The organism is Microbacterium sp. STRO-2N, assembly GCF_057747775.1.
Genome location: NZ_CM173223.1, coordinates 1,244,362 through 1,265,137 on the forward strand (window position 1 = coordinate 1,244,362; position 20,776 = coordinate 1,265,137).

18 protein-coding genes are annotated in these 20,776 nt (G+C 71.8%); 7 read left to right on the forward strand and 11 right to left on the reverse strand.

Annotation, left to right across the window (positions count from 1 at the left end; all coding sequences use genetic code 11):
* Positions 1 to 67 precede the first annotated feature (67 nt).
* Together AC3ANN_RS05695 and AC3ANN_RS05700 are read left to right on the forward strand one after the other, a co-directional pair.
* Positions 68 to 1,318 (forward strand): glutamyl-tRNA reductase, encoded by a 1,251-nt coding sequence (locus AC3ANN_RS05695; RefSeq protein ID WP_488340021.1) that lies wholly within the window; start codon positions 68 to 70, stop codon positions 1,316 to 1,318.
* A gap of 214 nt (positions 1,319 to 1,532) precedes the next feature.
* A complete protein-coding gene (locus tag AC3ANN_RS05700) occupies positions 1,533 to 3,566 on the forward strand; it encodes a glycosyl hydrolase family 28-related protein (RefSeq protein ID WP_488340022.1) in 2,034 nt (677 codons plus the stop codon).
* A gap of 92 nt (positions 3,567 to 3,658) precedes the next feature.
* On the opposite strand, the gene AC3ANN_RS05705 is transcribed toward AC3ANN_RS05700, so the two are convergent.
* Positions 3,659 to 4,420, reverse strand: a complete 762-nt coding sequence (locus tag AC3ANN_RS05705; protein WP_488340023.1) for a ZIP family metal transporter — start codon at positions 4,418 to 4,420, stop codon at positions 3,659 to 3,661.
* 172 nt (positions 4,421 to 4,592) lie between these two features.
* On the reverse strand, positions 4,593 to 5,678 hold the full coding sequence (locus tag AC3ANN_RS05710; protein WP_488340024.1) for a Glu/Leu/Phe/Val dehydrogenase family protein: 1,086 nt from the start codon (positions 5,676 to 5,678) through the stop codon (positions 4,593 to 4,595).
* Between the two features lie 191 nt (positions 5,679 to 5,869).
* Here AC3ANN_RS05710 and AC3ANN_RS05715 point away from each other — a divergent pair, with 191 nt between their 5' ends.
* Positions 5,870 to 6,676 (forward strand): methyltransferase domain-containing protein, encoded by an 807-nt coding sequence (locus AC3ANN_RS05715; RefSeq protein WP_488340025.1) that lies wholly within the window; start codon positions 5,870 to 5,872, stop codon positions 6,674 to 6,676.
* Between the two features lie 9 nt (positions 6,677 to 6,685).
* Positions 6,686 to 7,177 (forward strand): YbaK/EbsC family protein, encoded by a 492-nt coding sequence (locus AC3ANN_RS05720; protein WP_488340026.1) that lies wholly within the window; start codon positions 6,686 to 6,688, stop codon positions 7,175 to 7,177.
* A gap of 15 nt (positions 7,178 to 7,192) precedes the next feature.
* Here AC3ANN_RS05720 and AC3ANN_RS05725 read toward each other — a convergent pair whose 3' ends face one another.
* The 4 genes from AC3ANN_RS05725 to AC3ANN_RS05740 are packed head-to-tail and all read right to left on the reverse strand — an operon-like array spanning position 7,193 to position 12,428.
* On the reverse strand, positions 7,193 to 9,136 hold the full coding sequence (locus AC3ANN_RS05725; RefSeq protein ID WP_488340027.1) for a glycogen debranching N-terminal domain-containing protein: 1,944 nt from the start codon (positions 9,134 to 9,136) through the stop codon (positions 7,193 to 7,195).
* Entirely contained in the window at positions 9,133 to 10,047 is a 915-nt protein-coding gene (locus AC3ANN_RS05730) for a carbohydrate ABC transporter permease (protein ID WP_488340028.1), read from the reverse strand. The genes AC3ANN_RS05725 and AC3ANN_RS05730 overlap by 4 nt, the downstream gene beginning before the upstream one ends.
* Complete coding sequence (locus AC3ANN_RS05735) at positions 10,044 to 11,168, reverse strand: carbohydrate ABC transporter permease (RefSeq protein WP_488340029.1); 1,125 nt, start codon at positions 11,166 to 11,168, stop codon at positions 10,044 to 10,046. The genes AC3ANN_RS05730 and AC3ANN_RS05735 overlap by 4 nt, the downstream gene beginning before the upstream one ends.
* A gap of 3 nt (positions 11,169 to 11,171) precedes the next feature.
* Positions 11,172 to 12,428, reverse strand: coding sequence for a sugar ABC transporter substrate-binding protein (locus tag AC3ANN_RS05740; protein ID WP_488340030.1), 1,257 nt, complete (start codon positions 12,426 to 12,428; stop codon positions 11,172 to 11,174).
* A gap of 219 nt (positions 12,429 to 12,647) precedes the next feature.
* Between AC3ANN_RS05740 and AC3ANN_RS05745 the strand changes: the two genes are divergently transcribed.
* Positions 12,648 to 13,685 carry a LacI family DNA-binding transcriptional regulator gene (locus AC3ANN_RS05745; protein WP_488340031.1) on the forward strand — a complete coding sequence of 346 codons (1,038 nt, stop codon included), beginning with the start codon at positions 12,648 to 12,650 and terminating at the stop codon, positions 13,683 to 13,685.
* Positions 13,686 to 13,704: 19 nt separating this feature from the next.
* Here AC3ANN_RS05745 and AC3ANN_RS05750 read toward each other — a convergent pair whose 3' ends face one another.
* Together AC3ANN_RS05750 and AC3ANN_RS05755 are read right to left on the reverse strand one after the other, a co-directional pair.
* On the reverse strand, positions 13,705 to 14,826 hold the full coding sequence (locus AC3ANN_RS05750) for a baeRF11 domain-containing protein (protein WP_488340032.1): 1,122 nt from the start codon (positions 14,824 to 14,826) through the stop codon (positions 13,705 to 13,707).
* 62 nt (positions 14,827 to 14,888) lie between these two features.
* On the reverse strand, positions 14,889 to 15,701 hold the full coding sequence (locus tag AC3ANN_RS05755; RefSeq protein ID WP_488340033.1) for an IclR family transcriptional regulator: 813 nt from the start codon (positions 15,699 to 15,701) through the stop codon (positions 14,889 to 14,891).
* A 61-nt stretch (positions 15,702 to 15,762) separates the two neighbouring features.
* On the opposite strand from AC3ANN_RS05755, the gene hutH reads away from it, so the two are divergent.
* Both hutH and AC3ANN_RS05765 read left to right on the forward strand, forming a co-directional pair.
* Positions 15,763 to 17,328 (forward strand): histidine ammonia-lyase, encoded by a 1,566-nt coding sequence (gene hutH, locus AC3ANN_RS05760; protein ID WP_488340034.1) that lies wholly within the window; start codon positions 15,763 to 15,765, stop codon positions 17,326 to 17,328.
* Between the two features lie 65 nt (positions 17,329 to 17,393).
* Positions 17,394 to 17,978: a TetR/AcrR family transcriptional regulator gene (locus tag AC3ANN_RS05765; protein WP_488340035.1), complete on the forward strand. Its 585-nt coding sequence runs from the start codon at positions 17,394 to 17,396 to the stop codon at positions 17,976 to 17,978.
* On the opposite strand, the gene AC3ANN_RS05770 is transcribed toward AC3ANN_RS05765, so the two are convergent.
* The 3 genes from AC3ANN_RS05770 to AC3ANN_RS05780 all read right to left on the reverse strand — a co-directional run bounded on the left by AC3ANN_RS05770 (position 17,975) and on the right by AC3ANN_RS05780 (position 20,688).
* Positions 17,975 to 19,366, reverse strand: a complete 1,392-nt coding sequence (locus AC3ANN_RS05770; RefSeq protein WP_488340036.1) for an MFS transporter — start codon at positions 19,364 to 19,366, stop codon at positions 17,975 to 17,977. The two genes, AC3ANN_RS05765 and AC3ANN_RS05770, sit on opposite strands and share 4 nt — an antisense overlap.
* Before the next feature lie 85 nt (positions 19,367 to 19,451).
* Positions 19,452 to 19,958: a GNAT family N-acetyltransferase gene (locus AC3ANN_RS05775; RefSeq protein ID WP_488340037.1), complete on the reverse strand. Its 507-nt coding sequence runs from the start codon at positions 19,956 to 19,958 to the stop codon at positions 19,452 to 19,454.
* An 88-nt stretch (positions 19,959 to 20,046) separates the two neighbouring features.
* Entirely contained in the window at positions 20,047 to 20,688 is a 642-nt protein-coding gene (locus AC3ANN_RS05780; RefSeq protein ID WP_488340038.1) for an HD domain-containing protein, read from the reverse strand.
* Positions 20,689 to 20,776 lie beyond the last annotated feature (88 nt).

Genomic DNA, 20,776 nt, shown 5'->3' on the forward strand with positions numbered 1-20,776 from the left:
CGTCAAGCGCCGATCCGGGGGTCCGCCCCCGCGCCGGGCTCCCAGTCACGTGCCTTAAGATGGGCGGGTGCTCCTCTGTCTGACCGCGAACCACCGGAACGCGAGCCTCGACATCCTGGAGCGTCTCTCGGTGGGCGCGCCCACCGCCACGCGCGCCCTCGTGCACGACGAGATCTTCGTGTCGGGCGCGGTCGTCCTGGCGACGTGCAACCGGTTCGAGGCCTATCTCGACATCGACGAGCCGCTCACCGGCGGCGAGGCCGTCGCGGTCGAGTCCGTCGTCGTGGCCATGGCCGAGGCATCCGGAGTTCCCGTCGACCACCTGCGCGCGTCGGTCGCCGTCCACCAGGGGGCGGATGCCGCGGCCCACCTGTTCGCGGTGACCAGCGGTCTCGAGTCGGTCGTGGTCGGCGAGGACGAGATCTCGGGCCAGGTGCGTCGCGCACTCGACGCCGCACGAGCCGAGGGCATGACCAGCAGCGAGCTCGAGCGGCTCTTCCAGAAGGCCACGCACACCAGCCGCGGCGTGCGCAATCGCACGCAGCTGCGCGGCGCCCACCGCTCGCTCGTGCGGCTCGCGCTCGAGCTGGCCTCCAGTCGCGTCGCGGATTGGGCCGACGCGCGGGTCGTCGTCGTCGGAACCGGCCGCTACGCCGCCCGCACCGTCGATGCGCTGCGCGCGCGCGGTGCCGGCGACATCCACGTCTTCTCGCCCTCGGGTCGCGCCGAGGCGTTCGCCGCGAAGCGCGGGCTCGTTCCCGTCACCGACTTCCGCGCGGCCGCGGCCGTCGCCGACGTCGTCATCACGTGCACCGCCGACGCCGTCGTGCACGCGGAGGCGTTCGCGCCGGGTCACCGGGTGCTCGTCATCGACCTCGGCCTGCCTCGCAACGTCGACCCCGAGGTCGGTCGCGTCGACGGGGTCGAACTGCTCGACCTCGAGACGATCCGCCTCCACGCGCCGCTCGCCGAGTTCAACGCCCACGCCGATGCGCGGGCCATCGTCGGCGATGCCGCGACGGAGTTCCACGCCGACCGTGCGGCGGGTCCGGCGATCACGGCGCTCCGCCGCGATGTGCTCAAGGTCGTCGACGACGAGATCGCGCGCGCCCGCGCTCGCGGCGCCGGCGACGATGTCGAGGCCGCGCTGCGCCACCTCGCCGGCGTGCTGCTGCACCGGCCCTCGGTGCGCATCCGCGAGCTCGCGGTCGAGGGGCGCCTCGACGAGGCGCAGGCGGCGCTCGAGCTGCTGCACGGGCTGTCGGTCGACGCGCCGGCCGATGCCGCGGACGAGACCGACTGGACCGCCACCGCCTGACGAGTCTCCGTCTCGCGTCGCCCATCCCTCTGCGAGACCACGATGTGGCGGAGAGGCATTGTGCGCGCCATCAGCGCAAGAGTTGCGAGCAGCTTGCAGATTCACGCAAGAATCCGACAAGATGTCGGGATTTCTTGATTTGCTCTCGTTCGGCGGCCTAGATTGACCCGAGCGGGCACCGATGCCCGATATACCCGGATGAATCGAGTCGAAGATGACACGACTCAGTGCTCTCGTCGCGGCGGTGGCCGCGGCATCCGTCGCCGTGATCAGTGTGGCGGGATCGCCGCCCGCTGTCGCAGCCCCGCCCGGATCGAACGCGACGCCACCCGTCGTGACCCGCGCGGCGCTGGATCCCGCGCTCGTCGAAGGACGAGGTGCCGACGTGCCGTTCCTCGAGCAGGAGGCCGAGAACGCCGTCACCGACGGCACGGTGATCGGTCCCGGTCGCGAGGCGTACACGATCGAGGCCGAGGCATCGGGCCGCTCGGCGGTGCGGCTGCTGCCCGGGCAGTACGTCGAGTTCACGCTGCCGGAGGCGGCGAACGCGCTCACCGTGCGCTACAGCATCCCCGATGCACCGGGCGGCGGCGGGCTCACGGCGCCGCTGTCCGTGGAGGTCGGACCGCACAGGCACACGCTCGAGATGACGTCGCAGTACGGCTACCTCTACAACCAGTACCCCTTCACGAACGACCCGGAAGCGGGACTGCTGCACCCGGACTGGTGGGTGCCGGAGTGCGCCTGCGTGCCGGGGACGCCCGAGGCGTTCGACCCGCCGAAGCCCTTCCGCCCGATGAAGTACTACGACGAGGAGCGCCTGCTGCTGCGCAAGGCGTACAAGGCGGGAGAGACGGTGCGGCTCACGGCGCCCGACGGCGTCGAATGGACCGTGATCGATCTCATCGACACCGAGCTCGTCGGCAAGCCCCACCGCGCACCCGGCGCCGCGAACGTGCTCGCGTTCGGCGCGGACCCGACCGGCCACCGCGACTCCGCGCCGGCGATCGAGGACGCGATCGCCGCCGCCCGCGCGGCCGGCACGAGCGTGTACCTGCCGCCGGGGACGTTCCGCGTGGACCGACACATCCAAGTCGACGACGTCACGATCGAGGGCGCCGGCCACTGGCACACGAAGATCAAGGGATCCGAAGTGGCCCTTGCCGAGCCCGCGTCCGACGGCTCGGTGCACACCGGCGTCGGCTTCTACGGGAAGGATGCGGCGGACGGCGGCAGCCAGGACGTGCACCTGCGCGGCTTCGCGATCGAGGGTGACGTGCGCGAGCGCATCGACACCGACCAGGTCAACGCGATCGGCGGCGCCTTCCACGACTCCTCGTTCACCGACCTGCACATCCAGCACACGAAGGTCGGGATGTGGTTCGACGGGCCGATGTCGAACGTCGTCGTCGAACGCAACGTCATCGTCGATCAGATCGCCGACGCGCTGAACTTCCACCTCGGGGTGACGGACTCCGTCGCCCGGCACAACTTCGTGCGCAACTCCGGCGACGACGGCCTCGCGATGTGGGCGGAGTCGCAGGGCGGCACCACGCCGACGAACGCCCGCAACGTCTTCGACCACAACACCGTGCAGACCCCGACGCTGGCCAACGGCATCGCGATCTACGGCGGCACCGACATCACCGTGTCAGGCAACCTCGTCGCCGACACCATCCGCGAAGGCAGCGCGCTGCACGCGGGCTCGCGCTTCGGCGCGCACCCGTTCGCGGGCACGCTCTCGTTCCAGGACAACACGACGGCGCGCGCCGGATCCCGCGAGCTGAACTGGAACATCGGCATGGGGTCGCTGTGGATCTACGCGCTCGAGGGCTCGATCTCGGGCATCCGCATCGCCGGCGATCACTACCTCGACAGCACGTACAACGCGATCATGCTGGTGTCGGAATGGGGCGTGAAGGACCTCTACTCGATCTCGGACGTCGCGTTCGCCGACGTGCGCGTCGACGGCACCGGCACGTCGGTGCTGAGCGCGCGCGTGAAGGGCGGCGCGTCGTTCGCGAACGTCGACGCCCGGAACGTGGGCGCCGTCGGCATCAACAACTGCGGGTCGTTCGGGTTCCCGCCGACCGGGTCGGAGTTCGGCGTCACCGACCTCGGCGGCAACGACGGCGGCGGTACGACCGGCCCGTGGATGGCGCCCTGGGTACTGCCGAACACGATCACGTGCAACGACCGTCCGTCCGTGGTCGCGCCGCCCGCGCCCTCGCCGTGGGTGCAGCCGTGAGCCATCCGCGGTGAGATGAGAGAACGGATGCCGCGTCCCGCGGCCGGGACGCGGCATCCGTCCTCCCTCGCGTCGAAGGCGCGGCGCCTGGCTCAGCCCGCCAGCTCGTGCAGCAGGAACGCGCCGAGGAAGCCCAGCGTCGCCCAGAGCCCGGTGAGCGCGTGCTGCTCGTCGAACGCCTCGGGGATCATCGTGTTGCAGATCATCGCGAGGAGGCCGCCCGCCGCGATCGTGGTGATCAGAGCGATGAGGTTGTCGGGCGCCGACTGGAACACGACGAACCCGGCGACGGATGCGACCACCGTCACGAGCGCGATCCCGCCCCACAGCAGAGCCACCGAACGACCGCTCGAACCGCTGCGCTTCAGGGCCGCCGTCGACCCCAGGCCCTCGGGGAAGTTGCTGATCGCGATCGCCGCCACGATCGGGATGCTGATGCCGCCCTGCAGCACCGACAGCCCCATCACGATCGACTCGGGGATGCCGTCGATCAGCGCGCCGATCGCGATGGCGACGCCCGTCCCCCCGGCGAGCTTCGCCCCGGCGCGTCGGGCGACGATGCTCGCGGGCTTCTCGCGTGCGGGCGTCACGGGGCGTGACACCAGCCAGTCGGCGACGATGTAGATGATCGCGCCGGCGAGGAATCCCGCGCTCGTCGGCAGCAGGCCGCCGATGTCTGCCGCCTCGGCCACGAGCTCGAACGCGAGGGTCGAGATCAGCACGCCCGCTCCGAGCGCCATGATCCCGGCGACGATCCGCTGCGGGATGTCGACGTACCAGGCCACCGCCGCGCCGACGAGCAGCGTTCCGCCCGCGATCAGGCCGCTCAGCGCCGCCAGCCACACGCCGTCCATGGCGCCAACCTAGCGCGAGCCCGTCCGCCGGCCCCCGCGCACATGCGAAAACACCAGTCGGTGACGGCGACACGCCGGCGACGGATGCCGCGGCACGGCGTGTCGTGCGACCGACTGGTGTCTTCGCACCGGGACCGGGGCGGCGTACGAGCCGCGGCCCCGGGAGTCCGCCTCAGACCGCGAGGGCCGGCTGGCGGCCGCCCGCGGCGAGACGCTCGGCCGCGAGACCCTCGGCCGCCTCGAGCGGCGTGACGCCGCGGGACGCCGCCTCGTCGAACACGCGGCGGACGGTGTCGCCGATGCGCGCGACCCGCTCCATGATCTCGCTGCGCGTGCCGAGCTTCTTGGCCTCGAGATCGAGGTAGATCACGCCGCCGGCGTTGACGACGAAGTCGGGCGCGTACAGCACGCCGCGCTGCGCGAGGCGCTCGGCGCCGCTGCGGTCGGCGAGCGGGTTGTTCGCGGGGCCGCACACAGCCTTGGCATCCAGCGCGTCGATGATCTCGTCGGTGAGCAGGCCGCCGATGCCGGCGGGCACGAACACGTCGGCGGGTACGAGGTGCTCCTCGCCCGGGGTGCACCAGTCCGCGCCGAGCTCGGTCGCGAGGTCGCGCTTGGCGGGATTGACGTCGGTGACCGTGAGGTGCGCGCCCTCGGCCGAGAGACGCACCGCGAGGCGGCTGCCGACCTGACCGAGGCCCGAGATCGTGATGCGGCGCCCCGCGACGTCGCTCGAGCCGGTGACGCGCTCGAGCGTCGCGCGCAGCGACTCGTACACGCCGAGGCTCGTCGGACCGGCGGGCTCGCCCGAGCCGCCCACGGCGTCCGGGAGCCCGACGACGTGCTCGGTGCGCTCGCTGACGACGAGCATGTCGTCGGTCGTCGAGCCGACGTCCTCGGCAGTGCGGTAGAGGCCGTGCAGCGACTCGACGGCGTCGCCGAGGTCGAGGAAAGCGGCCCGCCGCCGCTCGGCGTCGAGCGTGGTCCCCGGAGGGAGCGCGATGACCGACTTGCCGCCGCCGGCGTCGAGCCCCGCCGCGGCGTTCTTGAGCGTCATCGCGGCCGACAGGCGCAGGGCGTCGCCGAGCGCGTCGCTCCAGTGCGGGTACGTCCACAGGCGCGCGCCGCCGAGGGCGGAGCCGAGCACGGACGAGTGGAGCGCGACGGTGATGAAGAGACCGCTGCGTCGCCCGGTGATCACCTCCACCCGCTCGTGCGTGAATTCGGGCAGGGGCAGGGAGGGTGTTGCGTGCGTCATCGCGGGTCTTCCTTCGGCGGGCCTCGTGGGCAGTGCGCTGCGAACGCCGCGGCGTTGCGGCATCCGTCTCCATTGCACACCCCCGCGGCGGATTGTTCAACCGCCCCGCCGGCCGCTGCGCAGATTGCGCGATCCCGGCGGGGCGATGCAACAGGATGCCGACCGAATGCCCGCATCGATAGCATCGTCGGATGCCGGATGCCTACACCCACGGCCACCACGAGAGCGTGCTGCGCTCGCACCGGTGGCGCACCGCCGAGAACTCCGCCGCGTACCTGCTGCCGCACCTGAAGCCCGGGGTGTCGATCCTCGACGTGGGGAGCGGTCCCGGCACGATCACGGCAGACCTGGCTCGGCTCGTCGCGCCCGGTCGCGTCGTGGGGACGGATGCCTCGGCCGCCGTCGTGGCGCAGGCCGCGGCCGACCACCAGGCGCCGGGACTGGCGTTCGAGGTCGGCGATGCGTACGCCCTGCCGTATCGCGACGGCGAATTCGATGTGGTGCACGCGCACCAGGTGCTGCAGCACGTGGAGCGCCCCGTCGACATGCTGCGGGAGCTCGGCCGGCTCGCGGGCCCCGATGGAATCGTCGCGGCGCGCGATGTCGACTACCCCGGTGTGATCTGGTACCCGTTGATCCCCGCGCTCGACGAGTGGCTCGCGCTGTACCTGGTGACCCACCGCAGCGTCGCGGGGGAGCCCGCGGCTGGCCGGCGCCTCAAGGCCTGGGCCCGGGAGGCCGGTCTCGCCGACGTCCGCGCGACCGCGTCCCTGTGGCTCTTCGAGGACCCGGAGGATCGCGCATGGTGGGGAGGCATGTGGGCCGACCGGGTGCTGCAGTCGGCGTTCGCCGACGCCGCCCGGGCGACGGGCGCCGACGACGCCGTGCTGCACCGGATCTCGGACGGATGGCGCGAGTGGGCCGCGGCCGAGGACGGCTGGCTGCTGATGCCGCACGGCGAGATCATCGCGCACGGCACCGCCGGCGAGCGGTCCTAGGCTGGCGTCGTGACCGACACGCCTGCCCCCGCCGAGCTTCCCACCCGCAGCCGCCTCGTCCACGACTCCCTGCGTGCCGCAGGGATCCCGGGCGACATCGTCGTGCTGCCGGACGCCGCCTCCACCGCACCCCTCGCCGCCGCAGCGCTCGGGGTCGAGGTCGGCGCGATCGCCAACAGCCTCGTGTTCTGGAGCGATGGCGCGCCGCTGCTGGTCATGACGAGCGGCGCGCACCGCGTCGACACCGCCGCGCTCGCCGAGCGACTGGGACGAGCGAGCATCGCGCGCGCGACACCCGAGCAGGTGCGCGAGGCGACGGGTCAGGCGATCGGCGGGGTCGCGCCGACCGGCCACCCCGTGCCCCTCACCACGATCGTCGACGAGGACCTCGCCCGGTATCCCGAGATCTGGGCGGCCGGCGGCACGCCGCACACCGTGTTCCCGCTGACCTTCGACGAGCTCGTGCGCCTCACCGGCGGCACCGTCGCGAAGGTGGACTGAGCGCCCGAGCCCGGGTCAGCCGGCGCGCACGATCTCGCGGCACGTGATCGCCGCTGCCGCCGACCATGCCTGCGGACGGCACGCCGCCGGGTACGGCGTGGGCCCGGCCGGGTCGCCGGAGTGCAGCTCGGGCACGCGGTAACCGAAGCCCTCGGCTGCGGCGAGCAGGCCGGACACGACGTCGCGGGCCGGCTCGATCAGTCCCGCCCGCGCCATGCCCCACGCGCAGATCGCGGTGTCGTGCGTCCACACGCTGCCGCCATGGTACGAGAGCGGCCAGTAGCCGGCCGCATCCGTCGACATCGTGCGGATGCCGAACCCGCTCGACATCGTGGGTCCGACCAGCAGCCGCGCGACGGCGGCTTCGTCCTCGGGATCGAGCAGCCCGGTGCCGAGCAGGTGGCCGATGTTGCTGGTGAGGGTGTCGACGGGACGCTTGTCGCGATCGAGGGCGACCGCGGGATAGCGGCCCTCGGGAGTCTCGACCCAGAAGGCGCGGTCGAAGCGCGTGCGCAGCGTCGCCGCCCACTCGCGCAGCTCGGCCGGGGTCGGCACCGCGGCGCCGAGGCCGTCGTCCGCGGCCACATCGGCCGCGAAAGCCTCGAGCAGGTCGGCCCCGGAGAGCAGAGCCTCGTATGCGTACGCCTGCACCTCGCACAGCGCGATCGGTCCTTCGGCGAGCGTCCCGTCGCGCCACTGGATCGAATCGCCGGAGTCCTTCCAGCCTTGATTGGCCAGGCCGCGTCCGGTGCGGTCGATGTAGTCGAGGAATCCGTCGCCGTCGCTGTCGCCGTGGTCGAGGATCCACCGGAGTGCCCGCACCAGCGCCGGAAGCAGCGTCCGCACCTCCGGCTCCGGCATCCCGGCCCGCCACGCGTCGCCGAGCAGGCACACCCACAGCGGGGTGGAGTCGACGCTGCCGTAGTACCTCGGCGGGAGCGAGATGCCCTCGCCCGGCAGCTCGAGCGTGGTGGCGCGCAGCTCGTGCAGGATCTTGCCCGGCTCCTCGGCCGTCTCGGGATCGTCGGCGGAACCCTGCAGCCGCGCGAGCACGCGGAGCGTCGAGGCCGCGAGGGCGGTTCCCGTCGGGAGCGCCAGGCGCGCCGCCCACAGCGAATCGCGTCCGAACAGCGTGAAGAACCACGGGGCGCCCGCAGCGAAGAACTCGTCGCGCGGGTGCTCGGGCAGCGCGAGCCGCAGCGCGTCGAGATCGCCGAGCGCGACCTCGAGCCATCGGGCAAGGCGGGGCTCGCGCGCCGCGTCCGCCGCGAGCGCCCCGGAATCCCAGGGCGCCGGCGCGCCGGCCGCCTCCACGACCACGGTGTCGTCGTGCAGCTCGAGCTCCCACGAGACACCGGCAGAGCCGCCGGGCTCGACGCGCACCTCCCACGTCGCGACGATGCCGCCGCCCTCGACGACGGTCGCGGCGCCGGGGGAGCGGAGGACGAACGATCGCTCCCCGACGGATGCCTCGGCCGCGGTGTCTGTGAGCTCGACGTGACTGTCGCGCCTGCCTGGAACACCCGACTTCACCTCGTGCAGCCACGCGAAGTCCGGCTCCACGCGCAACGTGAGCCGCGCGGTGACCGGCTCGCTGAGCTTGGAGGCCACCGTCAGCGTCTCGCGCACGCGGCCCGGCGACACCACCCGCTCACGCAGGAGCCGCACCTTGGGGTCGGGGAGGGGGTCATCGAGACCACGCAGCAGTCCGCCGAACACCATGCGATCGGGTCCATCGGGAGCCACCGAGATCCATTCGACGGCGGAGCCCTCGCACGTCAGCTCGAGTGCGCGGACATGGCGGACATCGCCGTGGTACACGCCGTCGATCGCCGCAGCGCCGGCATCGCCGCTGCGGGCCGACCACACCTGCGTCGGCGCGCGGAAGGCGATCACCGCGTCACTGAGCAGCGGCTGGAGCGCAGGCGGGCGCGGCGGGGTCCCGGAATCGGGGGTCATTCTTTGACGGCTCCTTCACTGGCGTTCATGATGCGCCGCTGGAAGATGAAGAACATCACGGCCACCGGGATCGTCATGATGGCGGCGGCGGCGAGTTTGAGGGGGTACTGCGTCCCCTGGCTCAGCTGACCCGAGGCGAGCGATGCGACGCCCTTGGTCAGCGTCGTCAGCTCGGGGGACTGGGTCGCGACGATGAAGTGCGACAGCTCGTTCCACGACCCTTGGAACGACAGGATGATGATCGTGATGACGGCTGGGCGCGCCATCGGCAGCACGACCGACCAGAACACGCGGAACGCGCCGGCCCCGTCGATGCGTGCCTGCTCCTCGACCGACACCGGGATCGACTCGAAGAAGTTCTTCATGATGAACACGCCCGCCGCGTCGACGAGGAGCGGGAGGATCATGCCCGCGTACGTGTCGTAGATGCCGAGCTGGTTGATGACGAGGAACTTCGGGATGAGCAGCACGACCGTGGGCACGGCCATGACGGCCACGACCGCGGCGAAGACGACACCGCGACCCCGGAAGTGCAGGCGGGCGAGCGCGTAGCCGGCGAGCGAGCAGAAGAACACACGGCCGAGCGTCACGAAGATCGTGACGATGGTGGAGTTCGCGAACCAGACCGGGAAGTCGCTGCGCAGGAACAGCAGCTCGTACGCCGCGACGGACCACGTCTGCGGGATCAGTGAGACGGGATCGACGGCGGCCTCGGCATCCGTCTTGAAGGACGTCGCCACCTGCACGAGGAACGGATAGATGTAGACGAGCGCGACGGCGATCAGCAGCGCGTACAGTGCGATCTGCCAAACGAGGCTGCGGGCAGGTCCTCGTTGCCGCGTGGGCGCCGGCCGAGCGGCAGGCGCCGCCTGTGTGAGCACGCGCGTCTCGTCGAGAGTCGTGCCGGTCATCGTGCGGCCTCCTTCGCCGGCGACTGCTCCTTCGCCGGCAGCTGGTACTCGCGCGCGCGACGCCGCGAGACCGGGCGCTCTCGCAGCACCCAGCGCTGGAAGATCGTCAGCACGACGATGATCGCGAACAGGATGAAGGCGATCGCCGCGCCCTGTCCCCAGTCCTGCCCCAGGAAGGCCGCGGAGTACGACAGGTACGCGGGGGTCACCGTGGTCTTGCCGGGGCCGCCCTGCGTGCCGGTGTAGATCTGGTCGAACACCTGCCAGCATCCGATGAGACCGAGAGTCAGCACCGTGAAGAGCGTGGGCCGGAGCTGGGGGAGCGTGACGCGCCAGAAGCGCTGCCAGCCGTTCGCGCCGTCCATCATCGCGGCCTCCTGGATGTCGCCGCCGATGTTCTGCAGCGCGGCGAGGAACAGCAGCATGAACGTGCCGCTCGTCGTGAACACCGCCATGAGGATGAACGCCGTCATCGCCACCGACGGCCCGGCCAGCCAGTTCCACCACGACAGGCCGAGGAAGTCGTTCTCGGTGAGGAACGCCGGGCCGCTCGTGACGCCGACCGCGCCGAGCGCGTTGTGGACGATGCCGCTCGGATCCTGGAACCAGTTCGGGCCGTTGATCCCGATCCACGACAGGATCTCGTTCACCACGCCGGACGCCGAGAACAGGAACAGCCACAGCACGGTGATGGCCACGGAGCTGGTGACCGACGGGAAGTAGAAGGCGGTGCGGAAGAACCCGCGCCCCCGCAGGATCGCGCGATTGACGAGCACCGCGAGGAAGAGCGCCAGTGCCGTCTGCAGCGGAACGACCAGCAGCACGTACCACGCGTTGTTGCGCAGCGCCGTGCCGAAGTCCCGGGTCGGGAGACCGCCGTCGACGGTGATCGCGGCGTAGTTCTCGAATCCGACGAAGCTCACGTTCGCCGACAGCGGGCTCCCGCGCCCCGACCAGTCCGAGAAGCTGACCCACAGTGCCATGAGCACGGGCACGAGGAGGAAGACGCCGAGGATCACCAGCACCGGCAGCGTGAAGACCCAGCCGGCGAGCGCCTCCCCGCGCCGGATCCCCGAGCGGGGAGTCCGGGCGCGGGGAGGCGCTGCAGCGGTCGCGGTCATGGGTCAGCCGACGACCGCTTCGGTGTTCTCCTGCACGGTGTCGAGGATCTGCTGCGGGTCGCCCGTCTTCAGCCCCTCGAGCTGCGCGTTGAAGTCGCTGATCACCGCCGCGATGCCGTCGTTGGTGGGCACGCCCTTGGCGTAGTCCGCGCCCGCGAGGAAGGCGGCGAGCTCCGGGTTGTCGGCGGTCCACTGCTCGGCGGCCGACTGCACGGACGGCATCGGTCCGAACGCCTCCGAGAAAGCGAGCTGCTGCTCGGCGCTGGTCAGGTACTCGACCAGCTCCAGCGCTGCCTGCTGGTTGGGGCTGTCGGCGGCCATTCCCCAGCAGTTCGTGAACTGCATCGTGCCCTTGCCGGCGGGTCCCTCGGGCAGTTCCGCGACGACGTACTCGACATCCGGGAAGTCGTTCGTCATGGCGCCGGTGATCCAGTTGCCCTCGATCGTCATGGCCGACAGCTGCTTGCCGAACGCCTCTCCGCCCCAGCCCGCGCCGAGGTCGGACGAGTACGCGAAGCTGCCCGCGTTCATCTGCTCCTGGACGTAGGTCAGCGCCTCGACGTTCTCGGGGCTGTTCGCGACCGCCTGCGTGCCGTCGTCGCTCACGAGCTGTCCGCCCGCCTGCGCCATGAACGCGCCCAGGCGCTGGTACTCCGGGCCGAACGCGAGTCCGGTGACGCCGCCGGTCGTGAGGGTCGCCGCGACCGTCGCCAGCTCGTCCCACGTCGTCGGGATGTCGTCGTCGGTCAGGCCCGCGGCATCCCACAGTCCCTTGTTGATGACCAGCTGCAGGGTCGAGAAGTCCTTGGGTGCGCAGTAGAACTCGTCCTCGAAGGTGAAGTTCTGCACGAGCGACGGATAGAAGTCGTCGCTGTTCGAAAGGAGATCGCCGTAAGGCTGCAGTGAGCCGTTGCCGGCGTAACCGGCGAGGGCCTCTGTGGCGAGATAGAACAGGTCGGGCGGCGACCCGGCCGCGAAGCCCTGCGACAGCTGCTGGGGGAGGTCGTTGGCGGTCTGAACCTCGGCGTCGATGCCGGATTCCTCCGACCATGCGGCGACGGCGTCCTCGACCGCGGCCGTCTCGGCCTCTCCCGACGAGCCGATGAGGATCGACAGCGCGTCGTCGCTCGAGGTGAGCTCGCCCGGATCTTCGCCCGCCGGGGCGTCGTCGAAGCCGGAGCCGCACGCGGTCAGGCCGAGAGTCGTCGTGAGCAGGAGCGCGCCGGTGCCGAGGAGCGCGCGTCTGGTGTGCCGTGTCATGTGTCTCTTCTCCTTCGATGAGGCCACGCGATGAGCTGTCGCTCGCAGTGGTGCCCGGTCTTGATCGTTCAAAGGAGACCACGTAGTTTGAACGATCAAAAGAGGTGTGACGACCACGCTAGGAACTCCGGGCGACGGCTGTCAAGGGGCCGAGCGGCCCATAGGATAACGATTCGGACGACGCGAATCCGCGCACGCGGGCGCAGGAAGGACCGGTCGATGCCGAAGACGCCGACCGTCGAAGACGTCGCTCTCGCGGCGGGCGTCTCACGCCAGACGGTGTCGAACGTCATCAACACGCCGGCGATCGTGCGCGAAGAGACGCGCGAGCGCGTGCACCGGGCGATCGCCGATCTCGGCTACCGGCCGCACGCCGCGGCCCGGCGTCTGCGCACCAGGAGAAGCTCGACGATCGGCATCCACCTCGACCCGTATGCGGGCGGGATCTCGGGGGTCGTCCTCGATCGCTTCGTCCACGCCCTCACCGAGTGTGCCGGCGACCGGGGGATGCGCATCCAGCTGTACGCCGCGCGCACCCCCGACGAGGAGATCGAGCGCATGCGCGAGCTCACCGACGGCGGCGAGATCGACGCCGTCGTCATCACCGGCACGTTCCACGGCGATCCACGCACGCACTGGCTCGCCGAGCACGGCATCCCGTTCGTGTCGTTCGGCCGCCCGTGGGGAGAGGACGACGTCGAGGCTCCGGCTCACCTGTGGGTCGACGTCGACGGCGCGGCCGGTACGCACGCGGCCACCGAGCACCTCATCGGCGCGGCCGGCGACAGCATCGCGTTCCTCGGCTGGCCGTCCGGCTCGGGCACCGGCGACGACCGCGAGCGCGGCTGGCGGGAGGCCATGGCCGACGCCGGAACGCACGGCGCCCGCCTCGCGTGCGAAGAGAGCGTGGCGGCGGCTCGCCGGGTCGTCGGCGAGTTCCTCGATCGCACCGCCCGGGGCGGAACGATCCAGGGCGGGGCGGGTGTCGACGGGATCGTCTGCGTCAGCGACTCGCTCGCGATCGGCGCTCACCTGGCGGCGGCAGCGGCCGGGATGCCGCAGCTGCCCGTGATCGGCTTCGACAACACCCCGGCGGCCGAGGCCATCGGGCTCTCGAGCGTGGAGCAGCTCCCCGAGCGCGTCGCCGCCGGCGTCCTTGAGCTGCTCATGGGCGCGTCGGGCAGCGTCGTGGCGCCGCGCGCGGCCGAGTCGGGCGCTGCGCACGTGCTCGTCGAACCGCGGCTCGTGCTGCGCTGACTGCCTCCGCCATGCCGCGTCACCGCGGCGTCGGCACCTCGAATCGGAGCGTCGCCGCGAGCGGCGAGCCGTCGAGCAGGTCCGCGTTGCGCACGGCGCGGACGCGCCCGCCGGTGCGCAGCACTCTCGCCGCGATCTCGTCGACGAGCGGCGGCGCGTCCGGTGCGTCTCGGTCGAGGATGCGGCCGAATTCGTCGATCCGGCCGGTCACGTCGGACTCGAGGTCGAAGCGCAGCTCGTCGACCGCAGCGGATGCCGCGGCTGCGGCCACCTCGCTCAGCCGGGTCGTGGCGAGCCTCTGCGCGCGAAGGTTCCCGAAGTCCTCCTTCCACGCGGCGGTCTCGTCCTCGCGGAGGCGATCCAGCGCGTCGCGCGCGAGGCGTTCGATCTCGCGGTCGTCGAGCGACTCGGGATGTGCGTCGACGCCGTCCTCGAGCAGCTCGGGGTGCGTGTTCACCGCCCGATACGCGGGAGCCAGCTCCGTCGTCGCGGCGAGCAGGAGCGGCACGTGGCGGGGGACGATGCGCACCACCTCGTCCTGGACGGTGCGGCAGAACCGCGCCCGCTCGACGCGCTCGCCGGTGGCGCCGCGGGCGCGGTCGCGGTCCGCGTCGCCGTCGTTGTCGGCGTGGTGGAGCATGAGCTCATGGTCGTCGGGAAGCTCGAGCGGATGCTCGACCGGACCGTGATCGGGTCCGATCTCGGTCAGGCGCGCGAGACGCTCCGACAGCTGCAGCACGAAGATCCGCCACGGGTACGCGATGCTGCGCAGCAGTCGCGACGTGTCGAAGCGGTCGCTCACCGCGACCTTGTCGCCGACGCGGTCGGCGAGCCGGAAGGCGTCGAGCCGCTCCGGCGACGCGAACACGACGAGAGAGCGGGACTGGTGCGCCCAGAAGTCGTCGTCGTCGAGCACCGACGTGAGACGGTCTTCGACGGCACGCGCCGCGCCATGGGGCAGATCGTCGCGCTGCCGGACGCGGCGGAGGGCGTCGTCGATCGCGTCGCGCAACGCGATCCGCACGCGCTCGTGGTCCTGGGGCAGCGGCGACGACTCGAGCGCGATCGTCACGCTCGGCACGGCACGGTGGTCCATGAGGTCGAGCAGCTGGGCGTCGTCGGGAATGTCTGCAGGGAGCATGCGACGACGTTATGAGGCGCTCCGCGAACGACCCAGGGGGTTGCGGATGACGCGCGATCGGATTAGCCGGAGCGGCCGACTGCCGAGCCGGCCGACGGCGTCGCCCCGATGCGACGCCCGAGCTCGCGCGCCACGGCCGAGATCGCCGTGGCGATGCCGGCAGGGTCGCTTTCGTCGCCCGAAGCATAGGTGACGGCGATGGCGGCGACGGGCCACCCCACGTGGTCGAGCACCGCGACGCCGACGGAGGCGAGCCCCAGGGTCACCTCCCCGTCCTCGGTGGCGTGTCCGCGGGCGCGCACCTCGCGCAGCACTTCGCGCAGCTCACGGGGCCGCCGCGGGCCGCGACCGGTGCGATCCGAGAACGACGCCGCGTCGGGGTAGAGCGCTCGCACCTGCTCGCGTGGCAGCGCAGCGAGCATCGCCCGCCCGGTGGCCGTCAGGTGCGCGGGCAGCCGCACGCCGACGTCGGTGACCAGCGCGGGACGATGCGCCGCGCGTTCTTCGACGATGTACAGCACGTCGCGGCCGTGCATCACGGCCAGGTGCGCGCTCTCGTGCGTGCGGTCGACGAGGTCCGCGAGCACCGGGCGGCCGAGCCGCGCGAGCGGCTCCTGCCGCGCGTAGCCGCCGGCGAGCTCGAAGGCGGCGAGACCGAGTCCCCAGCGGCGGTCCTCGGGCAGGTGGACGACGAACTGGTGCTGCTGCAGCGCCGAGAGCAGGTGGTAGACGCTCGAGCGGGGGATGCCGAGCGCTGTGGCGATGGTGCGCGCGGGGACCGGCCCGCGCTGGCGGGCGAGGTACGACAGGATGCGCAGCGTCTGATCCGCCGCGGGCACCTGAGGGCGGACCTCGGTCGCGAAATCGTCTGGCATGGCAGACACAGGATGCCACGACTCGGTGTCGCGCGGGAGTCCAGCGGTGTGGAATCGAGGCATGAGCACTGTGCACGAGACCCGCGGGAGCACCGCGGTCATGGTCGGCGCCGTACCGCTGCGCCCGGAGGACGTCGTCGCGGTCGCGCGCCACGACGCCCGAGTGGAGATCGCCCCGGAGTGCCTCGAGCGCGTCGCTGCGGCGCGATCGCTCGTCGAGGGACTCGCCGACGACGCCCTGCCGCACTACGGCATCTCGACCGGCTTCGGCGCGCTCGCGACGACCTTCATCGCGCCCGAGCGCCGGCTGCAGCTGCAGGCGAGTCTCATCCGCTCCCACGCGGCTGGGACAGGTCCCGAGGTCGAGCGCGAGGTCGTGCGAGCCCTCATGCTGCTGAGGCTCCAGACTCTCGCGACGGGCCACACCGGCGTGCGGCCGGTCGTCGTCGAGACGTACGCGGCGATGCTCAACGCCGGCATCACCCCGATCGTCCGCGAATACGGCTCGCTCGGCTGCTCAGGCGACCTCGCGCCCCTGTCGCACGTCGCGCTCGCCGCGATGGGCGAGGGCGACGTGCGCACGGCCGGCGGCGACCTCGTGCCCGCCGCCGAGGCGCTGGCCGCGGCATCCGTCGCCCCTCTCGTCCTGCGTGAGAAGGAGGGGCTCGCGCTCATCAACGGCACCGACGGCATGCTCGGGATGCTGCTGCTCGCGCTCCACGACCTCTCGGTGCTGCTCGACACCGCCGACGTGGCGGCGGCGATGTCGGTGGAGTCGCAGCTCGGCACCGACGCCGTGTTCGCCGCCGACCTGCAGGCGCTGCGTCCGCAGGTCGGGCAGGCTGTGTCGGCGGCGAACCTGCGCGCGGTGCTGGCGGGCTCGCCCATCGTCGCGTCGCACCGCGACCCTGCCGTCTGCACGCGCGTGCAGGACGCGTACTCGCTGCGGTGTTCGCCGCAGGTGCACGGCGCAGCGCGCGACACCGTCGATCACGCGCGCCTGATCGCTTCGCGCGAGCTCGCCGCCGCCGTCGACAACCCCGTCATCACCGACGACGGTCGCGTCGAGTCCAACGGCAACTTCCACGGCGCGCCGGTCGCGTATGTGCTCGACTTCCTCGCGATCGCCGTCGCCGACGTCGCGTCGATCTCGGAGCGGCGCACCGATCGCGCGCTCGACCCCGCGCGCAGCAACGGACTGCCGCCGTTCCTCGCGCACGAGGTCGGCGTGGACTCGGGCCTCATGATCGCGCAGTACGCGGCGGCGGGGATCGTCTCGGAGCTCAAGCGGCTCGCGGTGCCGGCCTCCGTCGACTCCATCCCCTCGTCGGCGATGCAGGAGGATCACGTGTCGATGGGATGGGCCGCGGCACGCAAGCTCCGCCGCGCGATCGACGGCCTGGCGCGCGTGCTCGCGATCGAGGTCCTCACCGCAGCCCGCGCCCTCGACCTGCGCGCGCCGCTGCAGCCGGGACGCGCGACGGGCGCGGTGCGCGACCTGGTGCGCGGCGCCGGTGTGGACGGGCCGGGACCCGACCGCTTCCTGTCGCCCGAGATGGAAACGGTCGTGAGCCTGGTGGCCAGCGGTGCGGTGGCGGATGCCGCCCTCGAGAGCGGACGCGCCTGAGCAGCTCTCGTGCGCGGTCTGGCCGTCCGGCTAAGATGAACAGAGTTGTACAGGAAGGGGTCGCGATGCCCGCTGCAACCGCACCCGCGAAGCGCGCGGATGCGCGGCGCAACATCGAGGCCATCGTGGACGCGGCCACCGCGCTGCTGGCAGTCGACCCGGATGCCAGCGTGCAGGACATCGCGAAAGCCGCGGGCGTCGGTCGCGTGACGCTGTACGGCCACTTCGACTCGCGCACCGCTCTCATCACGGAAGTCGCCACGCGCGCCATCGCGCAGACCGAGGAGTCGCTGCGCGATCTCGACCTGGGCGGCGATCCCCGAGAGGCGATGGCGCTCCTCCTCGATGCCACCTGGCGCCTGACGCACCGCTTCGGCGCGATCGTCGTCGCGGCCGGGCAGGCGCTGCCGCCGGACGAGCTGCGGCGTGCCCATGAGGGGCCGGCGAAGCGGGTGCGGGCACTGCTCGAACGCGGCCGCCACGAGGGCCAGTTCCGCGTCGACATGCCGGTGGAGTGGCAGATCACCACGATCCAGGCCGTGCTTCACGCTGCCTCGGCTGCGATTCACCGCGGCGAGATCGCCGCCGAGGAGGCGCCGCGACTCGTCACGGAGACCGTGCTGGCCGCACTGGCGACACCCGCCCGCTAGCTCGCGGCGGCCGGTGCGCGACCCGGCGCCGCCAGCAGGGCGGCGAGGGCGGCGACTGCGGCGACGCCGACGGCGAACCAGAGCGCGAGGCTGTATGCACCGAGGGTGCTGCCGACGAGGGCGGCCGCCGCCACGCTCGAGACGGCCGAGACGCCCGTCGCGGCGCCGAACTCGTGCATCGTGCTGAGTGCGCCCGAAGCGATGCCGGCCTCGTGCGGGGCGACGGAGGTGAACATGCTCGTCGAGGCGGCGACGAACACCATGCCGATCCCGAACGCCGCGATGCTCATCGCGATCACCAGCACGGTCATGCTCGCGATCGCCGCCGCCGCCGCGAGTCCGACAGCGGTGATGACGAGCCCGAGCGTGGCGATCACGCGCACCCCGGACCGGGGGAGCGTCCGGCCCCCGAGCTGAGCGCCGGCGATGGTTCCGAGCGCGACCGGAAGGAACACGAGGCCGGCCTCGAGCGCCGAGAACGCGTGCACCCGCTGGAAGATGAACGAGCCGAGGAAGAACACGGCGATCATCAGCGCCGTGGCCACGAAGATCAGTCCGAGCCCCGTCACGACCGGTCGCCGGGTGAGCAGGCCGAGATCGATGAGAGGCGTGCGCGCCGCGCGCTGTCGCCACGCGAAGAGCGCGTATCCGATCGCGCCGCCGATGATGGGCAGCAGGACGACAGGGGTGAGCCAGCCCGAGTCTCCCGCTGAGACCAGTGCGTAGATCACCGAAGCCGTCGAGATGGTGACGAGGGCGGCGCCGATCCAGTCCAGTGTGCCGCCCGCTCCGGGAAGCCTCGGCACGGTGCGCTGGAGCGCGACGAAGAGGACGACTCCGATCGGGACGTTGATCCAGAAGACCCACGCCCAGCCGGGCCCGGCCGTCAGCAGCCCGCCGAGCAGCACGCCGAGCGCCGCGCCGGCGCCGCCCAGGGCGGACCAGACGCCGAGCGCCTTCGCCAGTTCGGCGCCCGCGAAGGTGCGCGCGATGACCGAGAGAGCCGCGGGCGACATCGCCGCCGCCCCGAGGCCCTGCAGACCGCGACCGATGAGAAGAGTGGCGGGGTCGGAGGCGAACCCGGTCAGCAGGGACGCGAGTGTGAAGACGGCGAGGCCGATGAGGACGATCCTGCGGCTGCCGAACACATCGGCCGCCTTCCCTCCGAGGAGCATCAGTCCGCCGAAGACGAGGGCGTAGATGCTCACGACCCACGTCAGCGCGCTGCGCGAGAGGTCGAGATCGGAGCCGATCTGGGGCAGCGCCAGCGCGACGACGGTGACGTCGATGATCAGCATGAGCTGGGCGATCCCGAGGAATGCCAGCATCTGCCAGCGGCGACGGTACTGCTCGGTCGCCGCGGGCGCTTCGCGAGGAGAGATCGACATGGGCTCCACCCTTCAAGGAACTCGAACACACCTGTACGAGGTGAAGCTAACATGAACACGCGTGTTCAACAAGTACCGGTCGGGCTCACGATTGCGGGTCCCACCGGAACATCGCCTTCGTCGCCATCGTCGCGCCGAGGCGCACGTAGAACCGGTGCGCGGCGTGGTTGTCGGCTCGTGCACCCCACGCGATCGTTAGCCGCTCGGGCGCCGCGAGCTCCGCGACGGCGTTCATCAGCCGGCGACCCACGCCGCGGTCTCGCGCCTCGGCGCGGACCCACAGGTCGTCGAGTGCGATGACGTCCCTCGCGGACCAGAGGTGGAGCCGCCGGATCGTCGAGACGTACCCCACCGGCCGGTCGCCGTCGAAGGCGAGCAACACCCTGACGTCCGGGCGCGCGAGCATGGACCTCCATTCCGCGGCGGTCGCCTGGACGTGGTCGCCTTGGTGGGCCGCGATCTCGCGCACCAGTGCGTCGACGAGCGGGGCATCGGCCTCCGTCGCCGGCCGGATCAGGATGCCGGCTGCCGCCGTCGCGCCGGGCACGCTCGGCGGGGTCGCCGGGGTGGCTGGGGGTGCAGGTTTCGGCATGACGGTCTTCCTTCCGGCTCCGACTTTCATGAACATTCATGTACGAGTTAGCGTGTCGCGCACACGCTAGCAATGTGAACAAGGATGTTCAAGATCGCTCGGGCCGTGCGGCGGCGACGCGGAGCCACGGGATCGATGCGTCCGGACGTGCCGCGGCACCGCGTGCGTCGCCGTCGCAGCGCACCACGACGGCCCAGTCCTCGAGCGACGTCCCTGCGCCCCGGAGGCGGTCCTGAAGCTTGCGGACCGCCTTCGCGCTCGGCGCGCCCTTCACCGACACGTGCGCCATGTGCGTCGCGGTGATCTCGCTCACCGCGCGAGTCAGGCCCCGCGGAAGCCCGAGGCGGCGGCCCAGTGCGAGCACGATCTCGGCGCCGCGCTCGGCGTGACCGTACGACGTGATCCGCCCGTCCCGCCGCCGGGTGGTGTCGGGCTTGCCGATGTCGTGCCAGAGTGCGGCGAGCACGAGCCGCTCGCGATCGTCGGGTTCGGCATCCGTCAGGACCGCGTGCAGCGCCGCAAGGTGTGCGGCCCACAGCGAGTGCACGAGCACGTCGCCCTCGGGGTGCCACGACGGATCCTGCGGCGTGCGCGCGAGGGCTGCGAGCTCGGGGATCTCGTCGATGAGTCCTTCGGTCCGGAGCCCGTCGGACGGCCTCACATGCTCGCGCAGCACGGTGCGCAGCAATCGGCCCCGTTCGGCATCGGTGCGGGGCGCGGAGGCCGTCATGGCTCCATTGCACCAAGGGCCGCGGATGGAGGCAAGGGGCTGTGTCTGGTATGCCAGACATGACTGCGCTGTATGCGGTTGTCGCCGT